Here is a 23,121-nt window from a genome sequence, read left to right as displayed (position 1 = left end):
AGTAACTCTCCTTGTAATGAGAAAATTAATGATAACGGTTTTGGAAGTCTTTAATGGCTTTCTCAGCCTGTTCACGGTTATAGCCGTAACGTTGTTGCAGTTTGCCGTAAATTTCTTGTTGGTCGCCTTCGATAGCCTGTAAATCGTCGTCAGTCAGTTTACCCCAGGCTTGTTTCATTTTGCCTTTGACTTCTTCCCAACGGCCTTGAAAGATATCCTTATTCATTTCATTCTCCTTGATTATTTTTTGTACTGAGTGTGCTAATGGTCTCAGTGAAATTAAAAATAGTTAATAATTACAAAAAAAGCAAAATGAAGTGGCAAAAAACCCGGCAAACGCCGGGTTGATTATCAAGCGTGGGTTTTTAAGGTAAGGGTTTTATTAAATTCATGTGGAAGAACGGCAACCAGCTGACCGGCGGCATAGAGGAGATAAGTTCCGGCATTACTGGTTACTTTTAATACCTGTCCTGCGACAAGAGGCAATTGCTGCGTCGACAGTGTAGGAATAGCCAGGGTTGCGGTTGCTCGTTGATCCATGGTCTTTAAGGTAATGTACGTGGTGCTGCCTGATTTTTTTACCGCAGTAACCCTGATTTCCTTGTTGGTGAAAAGCGACGCGCTTCCTTCAACAACCTGACTGGCCAGCAGGCCAGTGCCTTTTAATTTCTCATGATGCTCAGGCATGGCAACAGCCATTGAAGAAAAAAGAAGAAACAATACCAATAATTTAAATCGACTCATCATTAACTCCGTAAGATCTTGTTTTTTATCCAGAAAGAAATGGTAAAAACACCAAAGTGGGTGATTATATTCCAATATTTGGAATAAATAAACACTTTGGGTTATTTGTTGCTCTATTGGTAAAATAATGCCTTCTGCTCTCAGCTGGAGGAAATGGGTGGTTGGCTGGGTGGGATGAGCTCCATCTCTGTCTTAAGGGGTTTCTCCGGGCCCCAGAATAATAATTTGGGCAAACCGGGCAAAGAAACCACCGCATTGACTGTGGCGGTAATGAACTGACCAACAAGGCCAGGATCGGCTGGCCTGTTATCCGTTGGTTCGACGTGGCTTGATTCCGGCAACGGCGGCTCTGCCGATGTAAACCATTCATCCGCCAGCACTTTAAATAAAGGCAATTCGTCTGTAGATTTATTCAATAGGTAGCGCAGGGCTTTTTCATCGCCATTCTGGCTGTAAATGGCAAGCAGTGTTTTGCGGTTCTTAATAAAAGGATCCATGTTGTGTGAGAGCCAGGGAGAAAATTCAATTCGTTTAGCCCGAAGAAGCAGTTCACTGAACACGCGATCCGTCTGTTCACGCACCAATAATTCTTCCGGTTTCTGAGCCTGCCAATCATAAACCTCAAGGGCCTGTCTGAATGCCGTCAACTCGTCCAGGGACGCGTCACTGTCGAGTTGACGAAGCTGTTCAGCTAACGATTTGATATGGGTTTTGGATGGTTCCTTTTTATCGCCGGACAAGTCTGGAAACACCAGTTCCAGACGGCTGGGGTCGTCATCAAACGGCGTAACAAACTGCGGTTTTTTAGGAACAAACCAGCCGCTGAAACCATAAAAAAGGCAGCGTTTGAACCAGATACGCCATTCCCGTAAAAAAGAGGATGTCATGCTTAATGCCTGTTCAAAATCCGCTTCCTGTTGCGCCAGACGTACCATCGAGGCGGTGTCTGAATAAGGGTCGAGGTAAGGTAAACTCTGGCTGCACAGGTTGGATAATTCCAGGTATTTTTTTTGCAGCCCCAGGCGTTTGACTACTTTGATGCTATCATAGCGCAGAAGGCAGGAGGCAATTTTGCCATCCATAACCTGAGGGTATTTCCAGAAACTTTCAAACAGAATTTTACGCACGGGTGCTTTAAGGCCGGTTTGATTCATTAACCAGGCGATTCCATGGAGATGATGAACCTGCTTTTCCTGGCTGCAGTACTGCAGATAATGGGTCATTAACTGCTTTAAATCTTCGCCATTATCGCGATAATGAATTAAAAAATAATGAATGGAAAGAATGGAATTGAATTCTTCCTTCATTTCATTGAATACAACCGGTTCATCCCGTGACGGGGATTCTTCCGGTTCCTTGTTCACGGGGGTGAATAAAAAGCCCAGGAGCCCCCGGGACGCTTTCTCGTTTTCTGCCTTGTCATCGATTAAAGGCTTGCGCAAACGCTGGATCGACAACACGCCATCATCGTAAAAGAGGCTGCAGTTGCCTTTGAGGGCATTCTCGCGAAGGTACTCACTGGTCGCCGAACTTAAGCGAGCCTGCAAATCGGCAAAATGACTGTCTTCTGTCACTCGAATCAACAGTTGCAGTGTCGGCGAGGATAATTTCTGCACATCCATCGTGGCCAAGGCATTTTTAATCAGATCAATTAAAGACTGCATGTCCTGACGTCCATGAAGGTACAGTTGCAAGGCATAGGCCAAATGCGTTTCGTCGCAATAACTAACCAGACCATTTAATTTGCTGCCATTTGACAACAGGTGATGCTTCTCTATCAGTGTCATCAGCAGGGGGCGCCGTTTGCCGGGGTCCATTTCGCCAAGGGTCGTCAGTACCTGCTTACTCCATGCATTGGCTAAAGCAATCAGGGGACCCGCTGAGCCTGGGAAGGTAGCGTACTGATTTAACCAGTAGCGGATGAGATTGTCACGGGGTTGCGTGGGTAAACGTTTCAGCAGGAAGGTCACCATCGCTTCTGAAAAGCCAGGGAAATGCAACGGGGAGCAAAATAAACTGGCAGCAGACTCCTCCGCCAGATCCTGCAGCAGCTCCTGTGTCAGCATGCTTTTTTCTATGGCCTGAGTCAGGCTCTGCAGACGCCGGGGCAGAAGCATAGCCGGTAGATTGTTTAATGACAAAAGGAGTGATTCGCCGCCTCGTTTATCAAGGTAATCTGTCCGGCTTAGCAGGTGAATGGCCATCAGGGAACGCAAGGCGGGAACGGTGTTTTTTAGCAATGGAATCAGTTCATTGACTGGAAATTTTAAAGCCGTAAGCAATTTTAAAAAGGCCTGCTGACTCTTTGCCGAGGCAAGAATAGCCTCCTGATGGCGGGCATTTGCCATGGCTGCTTTGAGCAGGGCTAAGTTGTCGGGCATCGATGACGTGCTGATTTCTTCTTGAAGCCAGGACCAGTCAAAGGCCGTCGCGGCCATCTCAATGCGTTGTTCGCGGCGGATAGCAAACGATTTGAGTTGAGTATAAATCCACGTGGCCTGCGTGGGGTGAAGTGTCTTATTGGTGAGACGCGCCGCAAGCTCGTTCACCAAGTTCTTGTTGCTGATGTCCTGCAATAATTCGTTTAATGACTGTTGTTTATCAAGTGTTGCGGGGTGCAGGGCGGCCAACCATTCGATAAAGCCATCCACGAGCGACTCCGGGTTTTCACCTAGAAATGCAAACAACCGATAATAATGCTGATTAATGATCGGTTCAGCGAATTGACTTTTTTGCGGATAATTGTCCATCGACAGATAGGCCAGGCTTTTGTTTTCCCGCTTTAAAAAAGCAACGGCAGCGCGTAAATTGTCCAGGGATTTAAGCGGTAACTGCTCTTTGGTTTGCAATTTCTGCGCTTCCTGCTCCAGCCGCGTGAACAGCTTAAACAGGCTTGCGTCCGCGCCGAAGCAGGCTCGTACACGCGGGTTTATGTCCAGGTGGTGTTTGCGCCAGGGGATTAACTCAGCCGCTGGTTCAATGAGATACAGAAGGTGCTGAACGCGCAGCAGGGTGTCTAGGTCTGATTCGGGAAGTTGACGCCATTGCTCCAGAGACAACTCATCCAGTGTACCCGGCACGGGCTCAATCGCCAGGCTGTTGGCCAAGAGCTGTTGCAATTTGCTTCTGGCCAGGGCCTGGCATTTTTGCCCATAACCGTTAAGTGCCAACTGTTCCAGCAGGAAAACCGGCTTACCCTGGTTATCGAGCACGTAGTGAGTGACCAACTCAAGCAGCTTTGGATTTAAGTGGGATAAAACCGCAGCTGGATTTTTCTCCTCACTGAGGAGCGATTCCAGCAGTCTGATGAAGGCTACCCGGCTTTCGTCGTCGTATTTTTTTTCAAAGACAGCGAGGTAGCTGTTGAGCGTGGTGTAGAAATGGAGGGGGCTGGTCTGGCGTATGATGGTGGCTGCCAGGGCATTTAATCGGGCGCTGTTTTTATTATCGGCACGATACGTTAACCCTTCCTGCTCGATGCAGTGATGTTGTGCAACCAGCAGAGAAGTTATTCCCTCTGTTTTAACAAGATCCTGCTGTACCCATTCGAGCACGTGGGTATTGATTGACGGTAAAGGCAGTAAACTGTTGATCTGGTCCGTTGTAAGCCTAAGACGCTTCATGTACAGGACCAGAAGAATAATCTGAGTGAGGTAACGCAGTTCGGCAAACTCACAGGCCTCCAACAAGAGGTTTAGCCTGGATTGGTCCTGCTTTAATAATAATGTAACCACGTCGGACAGACCCACTTCTTTTCTTAATTCCCGCAGGAACAGGAAACTCTGTTGATATGTGTCCATTTTTTGCTTTATTTCCCGCATTTTGACGGTAAATCCCGCAGGGTCAACGCTGCTTAACAAGGTATGGAGCAAAGGATTATCAATGGAACGGCCTGCGGTGGAAAACAGGAAAGAATCCAGAAGCCAGGTTTGCATTTCTTTATCTTTCAATAACAGGGGATGGCTGGCGCTCATGGTTAACAAGGTGGACATGCTGGTCGCAGGTAACGGCTTGGGCTCGCTGGTGACGAGATGATGAATGGTTTTGGAATCCAGGCGAGCGACATTGCCTTTCACCATTTTGCCCAGATTACATCCTGGAAGGAAGAGATTGTATACCTGGGTTGATGCGGCATGCTCCATACTCTTCAGGCTGAAATCATAGCGATGGATGAGGCTTTGTATCCATTTTCGGTGGGAATTGTCAGGGGGGAAAACTTTCACATAGTCATTTAACAGGGCATAAAGCTCATTAAGCTGGGTGTCAAATAATCCCTGGAGTGGCAGGCGTTCTAACAGGGGCCTGATTAAACTGGAGTAGAGTTTAGTCCCTTCAATGGCGATTTTAATGTTTTTATCATCACACGCCTGATAGTAATAAATAATTTCAAGCAAGCCGTCACCGAACAGCGGCAAACGGTGCACCCACCTCGCAGCAGCCAGCGTTTCGGCTGCCACTTCCTGGCTGTTGGCAAAGGGTTCAAAGAAGGTTTGCAGGCTGTTTAACTGCGACAGAAACAGCGATTGAATTTTTAACGTGTTTTTCAACGTCTTAAGATCGAGGCTTTTAAGGAGCGTGGGATGGCATGAGTGGCCCTGTTCAGGATGAAGCCAGAGGGTTTTGACAAATTGATGCAGAAGCCCTTCCTGGTTAAGCGGCATATCGAGTGTCGGATGATGAAGGTAATCCCTGATTTCATGCTGGCGATACGAATTTCGCTCAATCAGCTGCCGTAATTGCGTTTGATACGCCTCATGGCAAGTGTAATTGGCCAGCGCGGCCAAGGTCTGGCCGTCAACATTCAATCGGTTAAGCCAGGCTTCCAGTGAGGTATTGGTACGAGCTAAGTAGTCAAAGAGGGCGGCCACAAAGGCAAATTTGCTGTCGATGCCGGTCTGGCTGTCTAAAATCCGTAACAGCTGTTTTCCGGAGTCCAGATTGTCCAATAGCGATTTTTTTTGCATTGCATTGAGTTGGCCAATCCCCTGCGGATGACGGACGATCAAATCCACAAACACAAAGCGGGTTTTACTTTTTTCGTAAATAGCAAATAGTTCATTTACCGTTAATGCGCGTGACAAGGTTAATAAGGCAGCCCATTGCACGTCTTCAAGCGCGGGCCGCTTGAGCAGTTCCAGGGCAAGTTGCCTGCCTTCTTCGGCGTCCAGCTTATCAAAGAGCAGGGTGAATTGATCTTCTTGCAGCAGCGCCGGTGGATTAAGCAACAATTGTTTAATGTAATTCTGAAAAATGCGGTCTTTGGTCAGAGCCGGATGAAGCGTCACAGTCATGTGATTCAACAACAGGGTCGTGAATGGATGGCGATCAATGGTTTTGGCCTCTGCGCTGCAAAGACAGGATAAAGCCAGCGAGGCAAAGGCTTTGTCGCTTAAAATTAATCGCGGCCACTGGATATCACGTTCGTTAAGGAAATTGATGAGATTAAACAACTGACTTTCAAGTTCCTTGATGAAATAAGGGTTTTCATCCCGATTGCTCATCCATTGCTGAAAGAGCTTCAGTTGCTGAAGAATGAGGGCCTTGTCACTTAAATTGTGAAATTGGATGTCGGTTAAATCAAGAATGAGCATGGTTAATACGTGCGCGGCGATGGAGAGTCGGTGTCCTGATTGCCCAATGTGCTGTTGTATGGCGTCGATGGCTTTGCGTTTTTCAGCCGCACCCAGTTTATTAATCTGGTGATAGAGACAGATGCAATGCACTTCACACCGCTCATGGCGGGTCAACTCAATAAAAATGGCGGGCAGGTAGGGACTTAAGCTTGGTTGCTGCAAGACGCCATTGAGCCATTGCGAATCGGCTGGCAACCGGGAAATTAAAGGCCCCAGGGCAATGTCGTTAAGGCCCCGCTTGTCAGCCAACGTCTTCAGCCATGCGCAGAAGTTGTTTTTCAGATAGTCCTCATTGCTTTCTTTAACCAGCCACTGCAAGAGCTCGTCATCGAATAAAGGCAGAAGGGTTGCAAACGAAGGCAATTGACTGACAAACTGGAAACACTGATTCACCAATAAAGGGTTATTTTTAAATTTTTTTAATTCACTGATTAAGCGTTTCAAAAAAGCGACGGCATTCTCCGGCGATTGAGTCAGCAAATACTGCGCTGTCTTTTTCCAGTTTTCCTGCGTCCGGTCATCCATGGAATGGAGCAAAACAGAGACCATTACGTCAGGCTTGATTTGATCAAAATTCTTAGGCTCAATCTGAGTAAGGTACAACGCACTTAAATGCACGTCCTTGTTTTGGGCAAGGTTGTTAGCCAAGGTAGTCAATACGCCATCAAAACGATGAGGGGCGGTCAATTGAGACGTGAGCAGGATTTTGACAGAACTGTCATCATCGACAGATTTCTCCTGTTCTTTGGGTTTTAACAACGCCCAGCAACTCGCCTTTAAAAGGTTATAATTTTTTTTACCTTCCTCGCTTAAACTGCTTTCAATGAATGATAAATGGCCGAACAGTTCATGCAGGACAGCGGGAGACTCGCGAAAATGACTGAGTAAATTGAGTGCTATCGTATCCGCTGAAGCCTCATTAAGTCTCGCGATATCCAGCACACGGGTTATTCGTAATTTAAGATCAGACGCTACATTCTGGCAAACAATCCCCTGCAACAGAGACGGTGTGAAATTTTGCAGGTAAGACGAGCGCGAGCAAAGCGAAAGAAAACAGGCGGGGCTTAACAGTAACTGTTCAGCAATAAGGGAGTTGTTTGAGCAATCGGTCCAGTGATGCACTGGTGCGTTAAGATCATAGGTTAGTTGCAGTCGGTTGCAGAAATGAAGCAACACCTGCTCCAGCGTGGCCTTGTATTCGGCATCTTTTTGAGCTAAATCAACCAGTGACCACACAAGATAAATGATGTTTTTAATTTCAATGGAATCCAGCAACTTACCAAGGAAGGTGCGGCTGATAAGTGGCGTATTGGAAAGAATGTAAAGCAACACCGTTTCTCGGTCAGTTTCCTTGAACAGTTCGACAAAGCAGGTAAATTCTTCTTCTCCTGCCTGATTTCGGACCAGATACAGGTAGAAATCAAATAATTCCTTGCAGGAGAATTGTTTTAAAATGTCCTGCTTTTGATTGGCGTAAATGGGCTGATTGAGCAAGAGGCGGCAATAGGGCATTAATTTGGCCTTATTCACACCACTGCCCAGCAGGGCCATGAGCCATTCATAGTGTACCTGAGGTTGCCCCTTTAACTGATTAAAGACTAAATCGACCATTTCATCCCAGGCCTGATCAGGAATAGCGGCTGCCAGTTCAGGGAAGTTGCTGTTTACCTTATTCGCCAGCGTGATTTTCCGGATTACGATGTCGCAATAGATTCTAAGGTAATAAGGTTGTTCGTGACGATAGAGATTCGCCAACGCCGCAAACGGCCCGCAAAAATTAAGCAGTTGATTGATGTCCAGCATGTCCAGGCAGCCGCGAAGCAATTTATTGTCGCGCGTCCGGCTGGCGGTCAAATAATTAATAATAAAGAAATTATCCACATCATTATGCTGCTTCAGGCAGTGGAGAATCAGTTCAACATCCGGTTTTCGTTCGAAAAGGGCATCAAGAAGTCGAATGACGTCATAATAATTTCGGTCATGATGGTAATTATAGTATTGGCTAAACGCGAGGGCGGCCTGTTCCCTTGACAGGGCTTGCAGCACATCGACAATCTGCCCGAGAATAAAGGCGTGAAATGGCTTATCCTGCCAGTTGAAATGGGCACAGTTTTTCAGCAATTTAAACACCAGGTTCCGTTGCTCTTCCACGGAGTCCAGCAATTTTAACTGCTTGGACATCAGTAAATTAGCCAGTTCCGCATGGTTCTCTGTTAATTGCTGATACTCTGATTCTGACGCAGTCGCCCGAATGGTGAGGCACATCAACAATTCTTCGTAATGGCTTAAATAAAGGTGCTTAAGCGGTGATGAATGGCTGGGGGTGTCCTTGCTGGTATAAGTGGATGCCAGCGCGCGCAAATGAAAGGTTACGTCAATGAGTTGCGGGGTGCTTAATAACAGGCTTAGCGATTTTAAATCCTCCGTAGTGCACGGGAGAGGGGATAAAATCAGACAGCGGGCTAACACTTCGAGGTGCTGGCTTTTTTTAAGATCCTCGGCAGAAGACAAAACAAACTGAATGAAGGACGGGACCCAGTGCTCTTTGCCTGAAGCCGTTTCAAGCAGGCGTTGGTAAAATTTTTCACAAACAGGGGGAGGCAGGCGGCTTAATACTACTTTGGTTTCTTCAGACGTGCGTGATTGCTTAATCCATTGCAACAGTTCTTCCAATACCACTGACCACAGCGCATCGTCAGGGGCTGCCGACGCCGTTAGCTCATTGAGCCGGTTCATCATGTCCTGGCTGTCATCGTGTTGACAGGCATAAGCCAGTAAAATGGAATTGATGCTGTTCAGCAGTTGCTTTTGCTCGCTCTCCTCATTGACCTGCTCCCTGACTAAAACCAGCAATAGACGGAGATGTTCGTAGGCCTGTGCTTTATCAAGTCGGTCGATGAGTTGCGTCAGATCGTGAACAGAAGGCTTTTCGGTGAGCAGAAGCTGGCGTAATTCACTGATGGTTTTTTTTGACAGAAAAACACTAAGAAATTGTTCGCCCATGGACGTGGCCTCCTGTGCCTTGAGCTCTGGAAAATGATGACAGCGTTCCGGACTCAATCCTTGACAAGTAGCATCAGCATAACGTCTTAAAAAAAAAAATCAATCTGTCATGTTAATGAATAAAATCAGGCATTATTTTTGCCAGAATTGCCGGGAAAAAATAATAAGCAGGGAAAAGATTTCAAGTCGCCCCGCAATCATGGCAAAAATCAGAACCCATTTACTGGCACGGGTTAAGCCTGCAAAATTTTGGCTGACCGTGCCCAAGCCGGCGCCGGCATTCGCCATGCCGGCAATCATGGAGGAAAAGGACGTCATGAAGTCATTCCCGAGGGCCATAAACAGCAGCATCAGGAAAATAAACAAGCCTAAAAAAACAGAAATAAAACCCCACATCGATTGCAGAATGGATTCAGGCAAAATCTGTTTACCGAATTTAATGGGGATGATGGCATTGGGATGGAGCAGATGGTACATCTCGCGCCGGCTTTGTTTATAAATAAGCAGTGCACGAATCACTTTAATGCCGCCGCTAGTGGATGCGGCGCAACCGCCAATCAGGGCCGCCAGCATGATTAAAACAGGGACGTAGGTAGGCCAGGTGCTGAAGGGGGCAGAAATAAAGCCCGTGGTGGTGGCCATGGAGATAATATTAAACGTGCTCTTGATGAGGGCATGGTGTTTTTCATCAAAAAAGCCATTGATCACCAGGCTCCAGGTTACAAAACCAATGACAATGATTAAAAACGCGATGTAGCTGCGAAACTCTTCGTCTTCCCAGTAATGCCTGAAGCTTCGTTTTTTAAGGATCATAAAATGCAGAGCGAAACTGGAGCCGCCGAGCAACATAAAGAGGCAGGCGATGAGTTCAATCAAATCACTTTCATAATAAGCAAAACTGGCGTCATGCATGGAAAAGCCGCCGGTGGACACGGTGGCAAAACTTTCTCCCAGCGCATCAAACCAATCCATGCCGGCAAGCCAGTAGCAGAGCATGCACAAGAGCGTTAACAAAACATAAATAGACCACAATGCTTTGGCAGTCTGGGCAATGCGCGGTGTTAATTTACTGTCCTTCATTGGGCCTGGCGTTTCGGCACGATAAAGCTGCATGCCTCCGACGCCCAGCATGGGAAGAATGGCCACAGCCAGAACCACAATACCCATCCCCCCCAAAAACTGCAGTTGTTGACGGTAAAACAAGAGGGCATGCGGTAGCATCTCCAAATGGGGAATGATGCTGGCGCCCGTGGTGGTAAACCCTGAAACCGATTCAAAAATCGCATCGGTGATGCTGTGATCGTGATGACTGATGGCAAAAATAAAAGGCAGGGAGGCAAAGGAACACAGCACGACCCAGAACAGGGCGACAATCAGGAAACCATCGCGTATTTTAAGCTCGGTCTGCTGCCCATTAAACGAAAAAGCGAGTAAGGCTCCGGTAAAAAAAGTACAGGCAAAAGCGGTAACAAAGGGTTTCCAGAAGTCTTCATGAAAGATGACGTTAATCAGCAGGGGGGTTACCATGCTGAAGCTGAACATCATCAACAATAAACCGATCAGGCGCAGTATGGTTTTAATTTGCATGGTGAGATCTAATCCCGTTTAACTCATAAAGGTTAAGCTGACTTGAAACAGCGACTCGACCTGGCGCAGGTACCGTTTTTTTAATAATAAAATCACCACGTGATCGCCGGCCTCAAGCGTCAGTTTGGGATCACTCATCAGGATTTTATCTTCCCGAATCACCGCCATGACAGAGCAACCCTGCGGCAGATCGATTTCATAAAGTTTCCGGCCAATGACTTTCGAGGTCTGCTGGTCGCCATGGATAACCAATTCAATGGCTTCCTGTTCACCATTGTTCAGGCGGTGGACCTTGATCATATTCCCCCGCCGCAATTTAGTCAGAATGCTGCCAATGGTAATTAATTGCGGGGAAATGGCATGATCGATGCTGCTGTCTTCAATCAATTCGACATACGCGTTGCGATTAACCAGAGCCATGGTATGGCGGGCCCCCAAGCGTTTCGCCTGGAGACAGGACATGATGTTGGCTTCATCGTCATTGGTTACGGCACAAAACACATCAGTAAATTCAATGTTTTCATTCAGCAGCAGATCGCGGTCAGCAATATCACCCTGCAAAACGGTGCCCTTGTTCAGTTGTCCGGCAAGATCCATGGCGCGTGTCATGTTATGGTCAATGACTTTGATGCGGTAGCGGTCTTCAAGGGTTTGTGCGAGTTTCGTACCGATATGGCCACCACCGGCAATAATAATGCGGCGGTTCGGATGGGTATAACGGCCCAAGGCAATCAAGACTTGCTGAATGGCCTGCGGGGGCGCGACGAACAAGACATCATCATCAATTTTGATCTCGCAATTTTCCTCCGGCATCAAGGTTTCCTTGTCGCGGAAAATAGCCACTACCCGGACATCGATAAGTTCCAGATGCTGGTAAAGCTGCTGTATGGTTTTGCCAACCATCACCCCCCCGGGTTTCGGTTTGATGGTAATCAATAACAGGCGGCCGTCTGCAAAATCAAGCACCTGGGTTGCGCCAGGGTAATCAATGAGATTCTCAATGTGTTCAGTGACCAGTTTTTCGGGGCTGATGCACACATCCACCGGCACGTGGTCGTTGCAGAACAGCTGTGGGTAATCAAAATAGTATTGCGAGCGGATGCGGGCGATTTTTGTGGGCGTGCGGAACAGGCTGTAGGCAATCTGGCAACCCATCATGTTGATTTCATCGCTGTTGGTCACCGCAATCAGCATATCCGCCTGCTCAATGCCGGCAGCAATCAGAATATTGGGGTGTGCGGCCGACCCCTGCACTGTCTGAATATCCAGGCGATGATGCAATTCCCGCAGGCGTTCCTCGTCCAGGTCCACCACGGTAATGTCATTGTTTTCGCGCGTTAAATTACGTGCCAGCGTACCGCCAACCTGACCGGCACCAAGAATCACTATGCGCATAACAAAACTCCTTCATACACGAAAACGGCTGGACCCGTCAGCTGTATGGGGCTATTCATATCAGGCCATTCCACGGTTAACTCACCACCTTGCAGGATCACTTTCACGGTGGATTCAAGCTGATGGAAAAGACGTCCTGCGGCAACAGCCGCGACCGCGCCACTGCCGCAGGCGCTGGTTTCACCGCAGCCGCGCTCATAGACCCGTAGCCGGATTTGCTTTGGATTGACAATTTCCATAAAACCGACATTCACCTGTTCAGGGAATAAACGATGCTCGCAAATTTCCTTACCCAAGGTAGCAACCGGGCTATTGGCCACTTCATCAACCACCAAAACCGCATGGGGATTGCCGACGTTGACAGCGTGCACCGGCAGTTGAGTGCCATCCAGTAGCGGAATGGGGTAATGCGATGACTTTTCCACTGCAAACATTGGGATCTCTGCCGGATTAAGCCGGGGTATCCCCATGTCGACTGTGACCGTCTTATCGTCATTGAGGAAAAGTTGCATGCGGGTGGTGGGGGTGGCCACTGTGATGCGCTTCTTGTCGGTTAAGCCATAATGATGAAGAAAACGCGCCAGACAGCGGGCGCCATTGCCGCATTGCCCGACCTCCTGGCCGTCAGCGTTAAAAATGCGATAAAAAAAATCAGTATCCGGGCTCGTGCTTTTTTCAACTATAAGGCATTGATCAAAGCCGATGCCGGTATGATGCGCGGCCAGGCGGGCAATTGTCCGGGGGCGTAAATCCGGTGTCTGATGAATGGCGTCAATGACCATGAAATCATTGCCAAGACCGTGCATTTTTGTGAACTTAATGGCCATAATGGATTCGCTGCTAACGGACTTTCGATGAGTTTTGAGGGTTATGGTCAGGCAGGTACAGCGGGCCCTTCTGCCCGCAAGCGGCCAGGAGCAGGGTCATTGTTGCCAGCAACACGCCATGTCGGAACAGTTTCATCAGTATCTCAAAGGGAGTTAATGCCTTTGATTATAAAGAAACCTTTAACAAAGCGCTATGCTGGTTTGTCTCGGATTCCATGCTTTCCCCGGGTTGTTCTGCTTCCGCCGCTTTTCGCAGGTAATCAATGGACGCCCGCATGGAACGGGTAGGGAATCCGTAAGACGCTGGATTAAAGCGTATTTCCTCGTGATGAAACTCGTTGTCGCAGTCTTTTTTAAGCCACTCCAGGCGATAAATGATTTCCGAGGGGATTAAGGAATCATCCTGGTCATAATGGGGTGTGACCGTAATGGTAATGGACGGAATGCCTGATTTTAATCGGTCCGCAATTTCCCGTTCAACAATCTGCAGAATGCTGAGATTGCATTGGCGGGTGGCGGGAATTAAGTTATCAATGCTGTGGTCGCCGCCCAAGAAATGGGCGACAAGGTGCGACCAGTGGTATTGATTGCCATGGGTTGTGGTGGCTTCGTCATGACCGTGGGCGATAAAAATATCCTTGCAGGTTGCCTGTGTTAATTGCTTTTGACTGCACAGGCGGCTTTGACCCTCAGGAAGCATTTGATTGAGTGTGGCCACAAAACGTTGCGTTTTGGGACGTGCTTTATAAAGAGTGGTCGGCAGTTTCTCGTCAAACAGTCGTTTTCTGGCTTTGGAAAGATCCACTTTCCCCTGATTCATGCGGTTGCCAACGGGGGTAACTTTTTTATAAAGGCTGCCCCGGGAATTACTGAAAAAAAGCCGTACGCGGGTTCCGCCGGGTGTGAGGGCTTCACGGGTATAGCCATGCTTTGGTGTAACGTGGGTAAGCGAATCCTTGCCTACAACCCCCGTCTCTTTTAAAGGGGTGGTCAGTTTTTTCTTTTCGGATACAAACTGGTTATCCTCAGGATTAAGGACCTGGTCAATCTTTCGTTTCCCGGGTCTTAAAACGGTCTGCGGGGTCGGTTCTTTTTTACAGGCGCGCGACGGTTGTTTGTTGCTGATTTGCTTAATGATGAGGTTGGGATGCTGTGCTGTGACTTTGGATAAAGCAAGAACAATGCGCGTAAACGTCAGTTTTTTTCCCGGCATCGCCTGGTGTTGCGATTTGTCTGTCGGCATGCGATCGCTTAAATCCTGCCATTGCGATTCATTTAAATGAAGGTTAACCACGCCGGGGACTATTTTTTTAATGTCCGCTTGGTATTTTTTAAGCTGTTCAGGTTTTAAAGGCATCAGGCTTCGCTCTAAAAATAAAATGTGTGTTCATTTATTGTCCAATATTGTATCCTATATTTCATTACTGAACAAACAATAATTCACGGGATAACGCTGAAATAACGTTATTTTGTCACGCCAGTCACTGCATCGGTCTAAAATTTACAGGACAACAGGGTCTGCAACCTTGCTATACACCAGTTCTTTGGTGATAATTTGCCTTTTGCTGAATTAGGGGTAACAGTGTTTCATATCGATCCGAAACACCCGGCACAGGCTTGCGTCATCTGGATGCATGGCCTCGGCGCGGATGCAAACGACATGGTCGGGCTGGCCGAGCAGTTGCAGGTTAATGAGTTGATGCTGAGGCATGTTTTTCTGGATGCGCCAGTACAGCCGATTACCATCAATGGCGGCATGGCCATGCGCGCCTGGTATGACATCCTGGCCATGGATTTTGCCGCACGTGAAGACAAGGAAGGCATTTTAACGTCGGAGAAAATGATTAGTGCAGCGGTTGAGCAGCAACTGGCGACAGGTTTTACCAGCGAACAGATTTACCTGGCCGGATTTTCCCAGGGCGGAGCCATGGCGCTGCATACCGCCTTACGCATGACCAGGCCGCTTGGCGGCGTTATTTCACTGTCGGCCTACCTGCCTCTGATGAAGGAGTGTGAACCGCAATTACCAGCGACAACACCGCTTTTTCTTGCTTTTGGGACCTATGATCCCATCGTCTGGCCGCTTTGGACGAAAGAAACCGTTAAATGGCTCGATCAGAAGGGATTTACTGCGATTTCCGCTCACGAATACCCGATGGAACATAGCGTTTGTGCCAATGAAATAGTGGATTTGTCACAGTGGCTTATTCAGCTCATAAGGGGCCATTTGAAATGACCATCGTAAAAAAATCACGGGTTATCCCCTACAGTTGCGAGCAAATGTTCAATCTGGTCAATGACGTGGAACACTATGACAAGTTTTTACCTTATTGTTCCCAAAGCCAGGTGCACCATCGAGATGAAGACGAAGTGCAGGCAACCTTGGTCATCTCAGCCGCCGGTATGAGCAAATCCTTCACTACCCGCAATCGGCTGCAGAAAAATAAAATGATTGAAATCCGTCTGGTGGACGGTCCATTCAGTCATCTTGAGGGATTCTGGCGCTTCGATGAAACACCGGAAGGTTGCAGGATCTCGTTTGACCTCGAGTTTGAATTCGCCGGGCGCATGTTTTCCATGTTCCTTGGTCCTGTGTTTGAGCAGGTGACAGAGAAAATGGTGGATGCCTTTTGTGAGCGGGCCGCGTCCTTGTATGGTTAGTGTCGAAATCATTTACATGGATGAGGCAGGGGGTTTTTTTCATAAAAAACTGACTTTACCCTCAGGGGCCAGCGTTGGCGATGCGGTGTTGCAGTCTCAACTGTACGAGCACTATCCCGAAACGCAGCAATTGCCGCTGGGTATTTTTTCAAAACCGGTGACGGCAGCGACGCGTTTAAGGGAAGGTGACCGCATTGAGGTGTATCGCTCCTTAACGATGGACCCCAAGCAGAAACGACGGGAGCGGGCAAAAAGCGCCGGGGGCAAGAACCGCCAGCGCGGTTAGCCGGTTAAGGATGATGTTCAATGCGAACCAGACGTCCGTTGGCAAAATAAAGGCTGACATTGCGTACAATGGGGGCGTTGCTGCCTTTGCGCCAGGTGTACGCATAATCCCAACGGTTATTGTTAAAGGTAGGACTTAGCAGGCTGGTTCCCATGAGCGTGGCGGCATCCTGTTTGCTCATGCCTATTGTCAATCGTGAAATTTTAGACTGCGGTAACAAATTCCCCTGCTGCACAATACGCCTTGAAAAATCATAGGATGCACAGCCGGAAACCAGCAGGGAAATCAGGACGGTAAAAATAAACAATCGGAAGCGCATAGTTTTTGCCTGTGTTGAAAAATTTCGCCATAATAGCATGTCATTAATAGAAAGACACCTGCGACCCATGCAAATCAGCCAGGTAGGAGTACGAATGGAAGAAAGCCAGCAATTAAAAGATGCCGGACTAAAAATAACCATGCCTCGTGTCAAGGTTTTACAGATTCTGGAACAATCCCGCGATCATCACATGAGTGCGGAAAATGTTTATAAAGCCTTGATAGAAATGGGTGAAGACGTCGGCCTGGCGACGGTTTATCGCGTGTTGACCCAGTTTGAAACCGCAGGGTTGGTTTCCCGTCATAATTTTGAAGGCGGTCATTCCGTGTTTGAATTAAGTCAGGGTGAGCACCATGATCATCTGGTCTGCGTCAAATGCGGACGGGTGGAAGAATTCATTGATGACATCATCGAGCAGCGTCAGGAAGCCATTGCCAGGCAGGCGCATTTTAAGATGACCGATCATGCGCTCAATATTTACGGCCTGTGTCCCGATTGTCAGGACAAAGGGTAATGTACTTCCTAGACCATTGATTTAGCAACAGACGCATCAATGACCAGAATTCATAACGCGTTCAACAAGGACGATTGCCATGTACGATGATTTGCGTGTGCCTTATCGGGCCAGCGAACTGCCTGCCCTTCAACTGGGTGGGATTATGCTCGATGGAACAATCCTTCAGGATGCGCCGGTAAACCTGGTGCTGAAATCACTCAATCGCCATGGCCTTATCGCCGGTGCCACCGGTAGCGGTAAAACCAAAACCATTCAGGTGCTTTGTGAACAGTTATCGTTAGCCGGCGTACCCAGTCTTGTCATGGACATCAAGGGCGATGTGTCCGGACTGGCCGTGCCCGGGGAGTCCAATGAGTTTTTAAAAAGCCGCAGCCATTCCCTAAACCTTGAATTTGGTCCCCGAGGGTTTCCGGTGGAGCTCCTAACCTTGGACCGTGGGGTGCAGGGTGTGCCGGTTCGCGGTAAAGTCAATGATTTTGGTGCGTTGCTTTTCTCGCGCATGCTGGATGTGAATGAGACGCAGACCGGGGTGGTCACCATTCTTTTTGAATATGCTAAAGACCGTCAATTACCGCTGACTGATTTAAATGATTTTAAAGCCATCCTGCAATACATGCAGTCGGATGAGGGCAACACGGACGTGGAGGCGCGTTATGGCAGCGTGTCGACTGCTTCCGTCGGCTCGATCATGCGCAAAATCATCGAACTGGAAGCGCAGGGCGGCGGGGATTTTTTTGGGGAGCCGGCCTTTAAGGTCACTGATCTGTTCCGAACAACGGCAGACGGCCTCGGGATTGTGTCCATCCTGCGTTTGATGGACATGCAGGATAAACCGTTGTTGTTTTCTACCTTCATGATTAAGTTGCTGTCGGATGTGTACCGTCAATCCCCGGAACTTGGCGATCCGCTCAAGCCGAAACTGGTGCTTTTTATTGACGAAGCCCATCTTATTTTTAATCACGCCAGTAAAGCCTTGTTAAATTTACTGGAGACCATGGTGAAGTTAATCCGCTCCAAAGGCATTGGTCTTGTCTTTTGCACCCAGACGCCGAATGACATTCCTGAAGCCGTATTGAGTCAATTGGGATTAAAAATCCAGCATGCCCTGCGTGCATTTACCGCCAAAGACAGGCAGGCGATGAAACGGGTGGCGCAGAATTTTCCGCCGTCAACCCATTATGCGACAGAACAGTTGTTAACGTCCCTGGGTATCGGTGAAGCGCTGGTCAGCGCATTGGATGGCAATGGCCAACCCACCCCTTTAATCCAGTGTGTAATCCGTGCGCCTGAATCGCGCATGGGGACAATTACCGATGCGCAGGTCCAGGGCATTCTTCATCAATCGCCTCTGTATACTCAATACGGCCAACGTCAATCCACGCCCTCAGCGGCGGAAAAGCTGGGTATTGCAGATCGGACGGCAGAGCCCTCTGTTCAGGATGACGTAAGCAGTGGCAAGTCAGGGCAAGAGCCGTCCATACTGGAGCAATTGAGTAAAAACACCTTGATTCGCCAGCTGATTCGCGATATCTGGCGGAAACTACTCAATTTATTCTTTCCCTCCAGGAGAAGTCGTTCACGAAAAAAACCATAATGTAAGGAAACCTGGCGATGAAAAAAGGATTGGTTGTTCTTCTGGTGTGGGTTGTTTTCCCGGTATTTGCGGGCACACAAACCATGGAATGCGTGCTTCAGGGGGTGCGTGAGCGCCTGGTATTTGCCTTGCCTGATAAGGTAGGGGATACACCGTCGATTGATTTCGTCTACCCAGTCAAGGTCAGTGTTTACAGCCTGCGAGATAATAACCTGCTGCTCGTCGCGGTTGATAGCGAGGACAGCAGCCGTCCACGTCTTTTTATTTCAGCTCAGAAGACGGCTAATAAGTCAGGTTATGCCGGGCAATTCATGACGGATGCTGGCGGTAATGCCCTGCAACTGGACAATGGCCCCGCACGTTGCCACTTAAAACAGCTCAACCGCCCTGACTAGTTTGCGGTAGTGTTTGATGACTGATGGATTGCCAATTGTCGAGCAGGATTCTCAGGCTGGTTGTCAACACACAGGCCAGATGGGCAATGGCATGGTTTTCATGCACGAGGGCCTGGTTGCTTTCGATTTCAAGACCGAGGTAATCTTCAGCCGAGTATTTCTTACGCAGGGACGCGGCAAAACCGTCGCTGACACCGCGGTAAGGGTAATTCAGGCGGACCCGAAGACCCTGGTCGAGGTGTTTAATCTGTTGCTGCCAATGCCTTGCCAGATTCCTCTCCCGCTGCCGTTTGGGATCATACAATAGTCCAATTTCAGTGTTGCGGGTTATTTCATGAAGAATGGGTGTAAAACTGTGGACCGACAAATGCCACACCTGTTTGCCCGCTTGCAAATGGCTATGAATCCGCGCTTCCACGTCCTGGCGAAAAGGCAGGTAGTATCGTTGCCGTATCGTTTCCTTTTCATGGGTTGGCAAAGGGTAGGTGATTTCAGAAAAGCAATGACGATGGTGCAGGCTGCGGTTACAATCGATCAACAGCCGTGTGGCTTTGGCTGAGACGAGCTCGCAGGCCAGCGCGTCGCGCAGGTAGCTGGCGATGGCTTCCGCACCAAAATCGATGCCCCGGTGTGAGTTGAGCAAATGCTCGTGCGCCATAAAATGGGGCCTGTACTCTTCAGGGACATGGTTAACGGCATGTTCACAACTTAAAACCACGGCGATTGGTTTCATAGTGCGTGCAGTTGTTGGTTAGTTAATAAACAATCTCCTAGCTGGCGGTATAAGCGCTTTAAGGTGTGATGGCTGATGTCATTGCCGCAGGCGCGTACCATCCGCTGGCTGAGATTTCCCTGGCTTAGTATCGTTTCCAAAGCCGACTGGCACGAGTAATCCAGCTCGGCACTGACCTGTTCAATCAATACTGCCCAGACATCGCGGCAGGTTCTAACGCCTCGCGATAATTGCCATTGTCGGCTTAATTCGCGACTTTCTATCGGCGTATCCAGGCCGTCATGCAGGCTTTGCTGATAAAGTGCCGCCAGAATCCCCGTGCCGCAGGGATTATCCAGAAAGTAATGAGAATGGTTTACCCAGTGTTTCAGGATAGCGACAATGGCACTGGCAATCGCATAATCCGCTTGCACGCATTCCTGGGAATCAATCAGGCGAATTTCGATGGCCCCATAGTCAAATTTGGCAATGGCACCGCGGGAGTTCAGCCATTCGTGTTGGAGAATGCCTTTAGGATCATAGGGCCGTATAGCCTCATACATCGGCGTTAGAATGTCACGGTGGTACTGTGCTTCGGATTGGACAAATTCAGGCACCACAAGTCCGGTAATTTCAGGGATCCGTTGCTGGTTTTTATCGTAAAAATAAAGGCGGCTGTCCTGCATGCCGGTGCGTTTGCCATCCAGGAAAGGGGTGCTGGCGGCTAAGGACGGCAGCAGAGGCAATACCAGGCGGATGCTGTTGTGCAGCAGGTTGAATTCATCGTCATTGGCAAAAGGCAGATTGACATGCATGCTTTGCAGATTCGCCCAGCCATGACCATGGCAGTTAAAAATCTGATCGTATTGCTGATAGATTTGGCGATTGCCGTGTGGCCAGCGTTGGGTCTCCACGGCAGGATCCATCCAGGGGTGCGCGCCAGTGGGCAGCAGCATGAGTTGCTGTTCCTCAAGAAGTGGCTGCAAGCGTTGAATCGCATCCCTAAACTGCGTGACAATGGCCGGTGAGACAGGCGCTGGTCCGTTGTTTTTTAATTCAAGCACATGCATCACCAGCTCATTGCTGGCGGCAATGTCCCCCAGCGCCACTTCGTTGGCGAGTTCACCGCCGCCTAAGGCTTGCAGGATAGTATCGCTTTGCGGACGCACGTTTAATGTGGTTTTATCAACCAGCATGTATTCAATTTCGAGTCCGATAACAGAGAAAAGCGAGTAATTACCCATAGCCATGCTTCCTGCGAATGCGTTGTAAAAAGACGGTCATGATTTGTTGATAGAGGTTTTCACCGAGAATCTGATCCTCAATACCAAAATCAATGTTGGGGTTGTCATTGACTTCAATCACATAATGCTTGTCACCCTGACTTTTAATGTCAACTCCATACAACCCATCGCCAATAAGCCGGGTGGTTTTCAGGGCTGTTTTGATGACCCCGTCCGGGACATCGGTAATGGGAACCGTTTCATGATTGCCCTGGATGGCAAAATTGCCCTGAACATCGATATTGCCTTGCGATTTATCGCTCAGGGCATCCCAGTTATAGATTTGCCAGTGATCCCTGGCCATGAAATAACGGCAGGCGAAAATCGGTTTGTTATCGAGTACGCCGATACGCCAGTCGAATTCAGTGGGAATAAACCGTTGAATCAGTACCAGATCCGAGCTTTTGAAAAATTGATTCAGCGATTTTTGCAAGGACTTAAAGTCATCGAGTTTGATGACTCCGTGAGAGAAGGCACTGTCCGGGCGTTTTAATACGCAGGGGAATTCAATCGGCGGCAGCTCCTTGTCGTATTTGCTGATGAAGGTGGTTTCCGGTGTCAGGATCTGATGACTGCGCATTAATTCAGCAAGATAGACTTTATTGCTGCATTTAATAATGGATTGCGGATCATCAATGACTACGATATTTTCCTGTGCTGCCCGACGTGCCATACGGTAAGTGTAGTGATTGACGGAGGTGGTGGCACGTATGAACAGCGCATCGTATTCGGCAATGGATTTGCTGTCGCTTTTCTCAATAAAATCAACATTAAGTCCCATGTCTTCGCCGGTGTTGGCAAAAAAATCCAATGCTTTTTTGTTGGATGGGGCATTGGGTTCGGTGGGATCAACCAAAATAGCCAAATCATGGTAACGTTGTTTTTTACGCCACTGATGAAACCGTTTTTTCGACAGGTAGCTTTCCGCTGCCTGGCGCATGAACTCGCGGTGGTGTGCCGGAACCCCGCTTAATGACAAAGGTTGAAGGTTTTTAATCCGCCATTGCTTGCGCTTTTCCAGGGTGAAGCGGATAAGCGGCAACGGGAATAACCCATGCAGTTTTCTGGCCAGATCGGCATGGCATTTCGCCATGTTCTGACCGAAATACAGACTAAAAACAAATTCGGTGCCTTTGATGTCCTGCAGACTGTGCTGTATTTCTTCATCCACTTCCTGAGAAATCAGCTTTGACAAACTGGTGTTCATGACATCCTGGATGCTGTGTACCGATGGAATGGCTTTGTGATCCCGTGCATGCGCCAGAAGCGAAACATAATAGCCAATGGTTTGATGCTGATAGGATTGGCAGAGGTTAATGACGCGCAGGGAATTGTTTTGCAGGAAATTTTCGCTGGAAAGGTATTCCGACGCGTGAACGTTGGCGGCTAAGGGGCTTAAAAATTGCCAACTGTCAGGGTCATCCGTAACGATTATAGTTTGCATTGGGTGCTCTTTGGTTGAATGATAAGTAAATTGGCATCATAGGTCAGTACACCAAGCATGATGGCGTTAATTAAACGATGACTGCTCACTTTGTAATAATTGTCATGTGAGAGCGGGTTTTCACGGTGCGGATCGGCGACTACGATAAGCCTTTTTTTAGCATCATAACCACAAAGCACAACAAAATGCCCGCAGGGTGTCCCACGAATATCATCGTAATAAGCTTCACCTTTACTAGTATAGCGTTCTCTGGCGCTGCGGTATAAATACGTGGCGCTTAAGCCTGTCAAAATGGGGATGCCCTGCTTAAAGTAATCCTTCAGCAGCTGAACACTCAGGGTGCGGAAACGCAAAATGCCGCCCAATGACACGTATTCCATGTAAGCTTTACTTGCCTGAAGGACTCCTGCCGTGCGTTTATAACGCATTTGGGTATTTAATTTCTGCAGCAGGAGAGTGGTCTTTGCTTCACCCTGTTCAAACCAGGTGGGGTCAAAAATATTGAGGTTGTTAATGTAAATGATGGTATCAAACCCATGCATGAGCGCGTGTTTACCGAGCATGGGGGCAAGTGTTCCGCCGGAATGCGAGCGCTCCACGTCCTTAATCACCTGGTCAAGCGGGATATCCAGTCCATAATAGCGATAGATAGCCTGCAGACTGGTGGGGCCGCAGCTCTCATCATCAGGTTGTGTGTTGATACAGAGATCAATCATTGTTT

19 protein-coding genes are annotated in these 23,121 nt (G+C 48.4%); 6 read left to right on the top strand and 13 right to left on the bottom strand.

Annotated elements, in window-relative coordinates:
• Window positions 1–25: 25 nt before the first annotated feature.
• The 8 genes from GH742_RS13600 to GH742_RS13565 all read right to left on the bottom strand — a co-directional run bounded on the left by GH742_RS13600 (window position 26) and on the right by GH742_RS13565 (window position 14,546).
• Window positions 26–226 carry a CsbD family protein gene (locus GH742_RS13600; RefSeq protein ID WP_108294419.1) on the bottom strand — a complete coding sequence of 67 codons (201 nt, stop codon included), beginning with the start codon at window positions 224–226 and terminating at the stop codon, window positions 26–28.
• A gap of 125 nt (window positions 227–351) precedes the next feature.
• The gene (locus GH742_RS13595) at window positions 352–747 is read right to left on the bottom strand and encodes a hypothetical protein (protein WP_203455418.1); all 396 of its coding nucleotides are present in this window, start codon (window positions 745–747) and stop codon (window positions 352–354) included.
• 137 nt (window positions 748–884) lie between these two features.
• Window positions 885–9,380 carry a hypothetical protein gene (locus GH742_RS13590; RefSeq protein WP_203455417.1) on the bottom strand — a complete coding sequence of 2,832 codons (8,496 nt, stop codon included), beginning with the start codon at window positions 9,378–9,380 and terminating at the stop codon, window positions 885–887.
• Window positions 9,381–9,512: 132 nt separating this feature from the next.
• Window positions 9,513–10,967, bottom strand: a complete 1,455-nt coding sequence (locus tag GH742_RS13585) for a TrkH family potassium uptake protein (RefSeq protein WP_203455416.1) — start codon at window positions 10,965–10,967, stop codon at window positions 9,513–9,515.
• Between the two features lie 18 nt (window positions 10,968–10,985).
• Window positions 10,986–12,362: a Trk system potassium transporter TrkA gene (gene trkA, locus GH742_RS13580; RefSeq protein WP_203455415.1), complete on the bottom strand. Its 1,377-nt coding sequence runs from the start codon at window positions 12,360–12,362 to the stop codon at window positions 10,986–10,988.
• A complete protein-coding gene (gene dapF / locus GH742_RS13575) occupies window positions 12,353–13,189 on the bottom strand; it encodes a diaminopimelate epimerase (protein WP_203455414.1) in 837 nt (278 codons plus the stop codon). The genes trkA and dapF overlap by 10 nt, the downstream gene beginning before the upstream one ends.
• A gap of 13 nt (window positions 13,190–13,202) precedes the next feature.
• Window positions 13,203–13,325 (bottom strand): lipoprotein, encoded by a 123-nt coding sequence (locus tag GH742_RS13570; RefSeq protein WP_203455413.1) that lies wholly within the window; start codon window positions 13,323–13,325, stop codon window positions 13,203–13,205.
• A 30-nt stretch (window positions 13,326–13,355) separates the two neighbouring features.
• On the bottom strand, window positions 13,356–14,546 hold the full coding sequence (locus tag GH742_RS13565) for a DNA/RNA non-specific endonuclease (protein ID WP_203455412.1): 1,191 nt from the start codon (window positions 14,544–14,546) through the stop codon (window positions 13,356–13,358).
• 273 nt (window positions 14,547–14,819) lie between these two features.
• On the opposite strand from GH742_RS13565, the gene GH742_RS13560 reads away from it, so the two are divergent.
• Genes GH742_RS13560 through GH742_RS15895 form a run of 3 tightly spaced genes read left to right on the top strand, consistent with a single transcriptional unit; the run spans window position 14,820 to window position 16,136 of the window.
• Window positions 14,820–15,425 carry an alpha/beta hydrolase gene (locus tag GH742_RS13560; RefSeq protein ID WP_203456967.1) on the top strand — a complete coding sequence of 202 codons (606 nt, stop codon included), beginning with the start codon at window positions 14,820–14,822 and terminating at the stop codon, window positions 15,423–15,425.
• Window positions 15,422–15,850, top strand: a complete 429-nt coding sequence (locus GH742_RS13555; protein ID WP_203455411.1) for a type II toxin-antitoxin system RatA family toxin — start codon at window positions 15,422–15,424, stop codon at window positions 15,848–15,850. Before GH742_RS13560 ends, GH742_RS13555 begins: the two co-directional genes overlap by 4 nt.
• On the top strand, window positions 15,843–16,136 hold the full coding sequence (locus GH742_RS15895; protein WP_203455410.1) for an RnfH family protein: 294 nt from the start codon (window positions 15,843–15,845) through the stop codon (window positions 16,134–16,136). The genes GH742_RS13555 and GH742_RS15895 overlap by 8 nt, the downstream gene beginning before the upstream one ends.
• Window positions 16,137–16,140: 4 nt before the next feature.
• Here the strand turns inward: GH742_RS15895 and GH742_RS13545 are convergent, their stop codons facing one another.
• Entirely contained in the window at window positions 16,141–16,455 is a 315-nt protein-coding gene (locus GH742_RS13545) for an outer membrane protein assembly factor BamE (RefSeq protein ID WP_058532435.1), read from the bottom strand.
• Window positions 16,456–16,549: 94 nt separating this feature from the next.
• Here GH742_RS13545 and fur point away from each other — a divergent pair, with 94 nt between their 5' ends.
• The 3 genes from fur to GH742_RS13530 all read left to right on the top strand — a co-directional run bounded on the left by fur (window position 16,550) and on the right by GH742_RS13530 (window position 18,961).
• Window positions 16,550–16,969 (top strand): ferric iron uptake transcriptional regulator, encoded by a 420-nt coding sequence (gene fur, locus GH742_RS13540; RefSeq protein WP_203456966.1) that lies wholly within the window; start codon window positions 16,550–16,552, stop codon window positions 16,967–16,969.
• A 79-nt stretch (window positions 16,970–17,048) separates the two neighbouring features.
• Window positions 17,049–18,566, top strand: coding sequence for a helicase HerA-like domain-containing protein (locus GH742_RS13535; protein ID WP_203455409.1), 1,518 nt, complete (start codon window positions 17,049–17,051; stop codon window positions 18,564–18,566).
• Window positions 18,567–18,583: 17 nt separating this feature from the next.
• Complete coding sequence (locus tag GH742_RS13530; protein WP_203455408.1) at window positions 18,584–18,961, top strand: hypothetical protein; 378 nt, start codon at window positions 18,584–18,586, stop codon at window positions 18,959–18,961.
• Here GH742_RS13530 and GH742_RS13525 read toward each other — a convergent pair.
• Genes GH742_RS13525 through GH742_RS13510 form a run of 4 tightly spaced genes read right to left on the bottom strand, consistent with a single transcriptional unit; the run spans window position 18,945 to window position 23,116 of the window.
• Window positions 18,945–19,694, bottom strand: coding sequence for an N-formylglutamate amidohydrolase (locus tag GH742_RS13525; RefSeq protein WP_203455407.1), 750 nt, complete (start codon window positions 19,692–19,694; stop codon window positions 18,945–18,947). The genes GH742_RS13530 and GH742_RS13525 overlap by 17 nt on opposite strands.
• Window positions 19,691–20,917, bottom strand: a complete 1,227-nt coding sequence (locus GH742_RS13520; protein ID WP_203455406.1) for a glutamate-cysteine ligase family protein — start codon at window positions 20,915–20,917, stop codon at window positions 19,691–19,693. Before GH742_RS13520 ends, GH742_RS13525 begins: the two co-directional genes overlap by 4 nt.
• Complete coding sequence (locus GH742_RS13515; RefSeq protein ID WP_203455405.1) at window positions 20,910–22,400, bottom strand: RimK family protein; 1,491 nt, start codon at window positions 22,398–22,400, stop codon at window positions 20,910–20,912. The genes GH742_RS13520 and GH742_RS13515 overlap by 8 nt, the downstream gene beginning before the upstream one ends.
• The gene (locus tag GH742_RS13510; RefSeq protein WP_203455404.1) at window positions 22,388–23,116 is read right to left on the bottom strand and encodes a C39 family peptidase; all 729 of its coding nucleotides are present in this window, start codon (window positions 23,114–23,116) and stop codon (window positions 22,388–22,390) included. Before GH742_RS13510 ends, GH742_RS13515 begins: the two co-directional genes overlap by 13 nt.
• Window positions 23,117–23,121 lie beyond the last annotated feature (5 nt).

The sequence above is a fragment of the Legionella sp. MW5194 genome, assembly GCF_016864235.1.
Taxonomy (GTDB): Bacteria; Pseudomonadota; Gammaproteobacteria; order Legionellales; family Legionellaceae; genus Legionella_C.
Note: the sequence above shows the minus strand (reverse complement) of the source record. Positions and strands in the feature narration are given on the sequence as shown.

What these genes read in the sequence shown, in the direction of transcription:
- GH742_RS13530 (WP_203455408.1), top strand. Translation starts at nt 18,584, where the DNA reads ATGAAAAAAGGATTGGTTGTTCTTCTGGTGTGGGTTGTTTTCCCGGTA.
- GH742_RS13535 (WP_203455409.1), top strand. Translation starts at nt 17,049, where the DNA reads ATGTACGATGATTTGCGTGTGCCTTATCGGGCCAGCGAACTGCCTGCC.
- GH742_RS13525 (WP_203455407.1), bottom strand. Translation starts at nt 19,694, where the DNA reads ATGAAACCAATCGCCGTGGTTTTAAGTTGTGAACATGCCGTTAACCAT.
- GH742_RS13585 (WP_203455416.1), bottom strand. Translation starts at nt 10,967, where the DNA reads ATGCAAATTAAAACCATACTGCGCCTGATCGGTTTATTGTTGATGATG.
- dapF (WP_203455414.1), bottom strand. Translation starts at nt 13,189, where the DNA reads ATGGCCATTAAGTTCACAAAAATGCACGGTCTTGGCAATGATTTCATG.
- fur (WP_203456966.1), top strand. Translation starts at nt 16,550, where the DNA reads ATGGAAGAAAGCCAGCAATTAAAAGATGCCGGACTAAAAATAACCATG.
- GH742_RS13590 (WP_203455417.1), bottom strand. Translation starts at nt 9,380, where the DNA reads ATGGGCGAACAATTTCTTAGTGTTTTTCTGTCAAAAAAAACCATCAGT.
- GH742_RS15895 (WP_203455410.1), top strand. Translation starts at nt 15,843, where the DNA reads ATGGTTAGTGTCGAAATCATTTACATGGATGAGGCAGGGGGTTTTTTT.
- GH742_RS13510 (WP_203455404.1), bottom strand. Translation starts at nt 23,116, where the DNA reads ATGATTGATCTCTGTATCAACACACAACCTGATGATGAGAGCTGCGGC.
- GH742_RS13520 (WP_203455406.1), bottom strand. Translation starts at nt 20,917, where the DNA reads ATGGGTAATTACTCGCTTTTCTCTGTTATCGGACTCGAAATTGAATAC.
- GH742_RS13600 (WP_108294419.1), bottom strand. Translation starts at nt 226, where the DNA reads ATGAATAAGGATATCTTTCAAGGCCGTTGGGAAGAAGTCAAAGGCAAA.
- GH742_RS13545 (WP_058532435.1), bottom strand. Translation starts at nt 16,455, where the DNA reads ATGCGCTTCCGATTGTTTATTTTTACCGTCCTGATTTCCCTGCTGGTT.
- GH742_RS13565 (WP_203455412.1), bottom strand. Translation starts at nt 14,546, where the DNA reads ATGCCTTTAAAACCTGAACAGCTTAAAAAATACCAAGCGGACATTAAA.
- GH742_RS13555 (WP_203455411.1), top strand. Translation starts at nt 15,422, where the DNA reads ATGACCATCGTAAAAAAATCACGGGTTATCCCCTACAGTTGCGAGCAA.
- trkA (WP_203455415.1), bottom strand. Translation starts at nt 12,362, where the DNA reads ATGCGCATAGTGATTCTTGGTGCCGGTCAGGTTGGCGGTACGCTGGCA.
- GH742_RS13515 (WP_203455405.1), bottom strand. Translation starts at nt 22,400, where the DNA reads ATGCAAACTATAATCGTTACGGATGACCCTGACAGTTGGCAATTTTTA.
- GH742_RS13570 (WP_203455413.1), bottom strand. Translation starts at nt 13,325, where the DNA reads ATGAAACTGTTCCGACATGGCGTGTTGCTGGCAACAATGACCCTGCTC.
- GH742_RS13560 (WP_203456967.1), top strand. Translation starts at nt 14,820, where the DNA reads ATGCATGGCCTCGGCGCGGATGCAAACGACATGGTCGGGCTGGCCGAG.
- GH742_RS13595 (WP_203455418.1), bottom strand. Translation starts at nt 747, where the DNA reads ATGATGAGTCGATTTAAATTATTGGTATTGTTTCTTCTTTTTTCTTCA.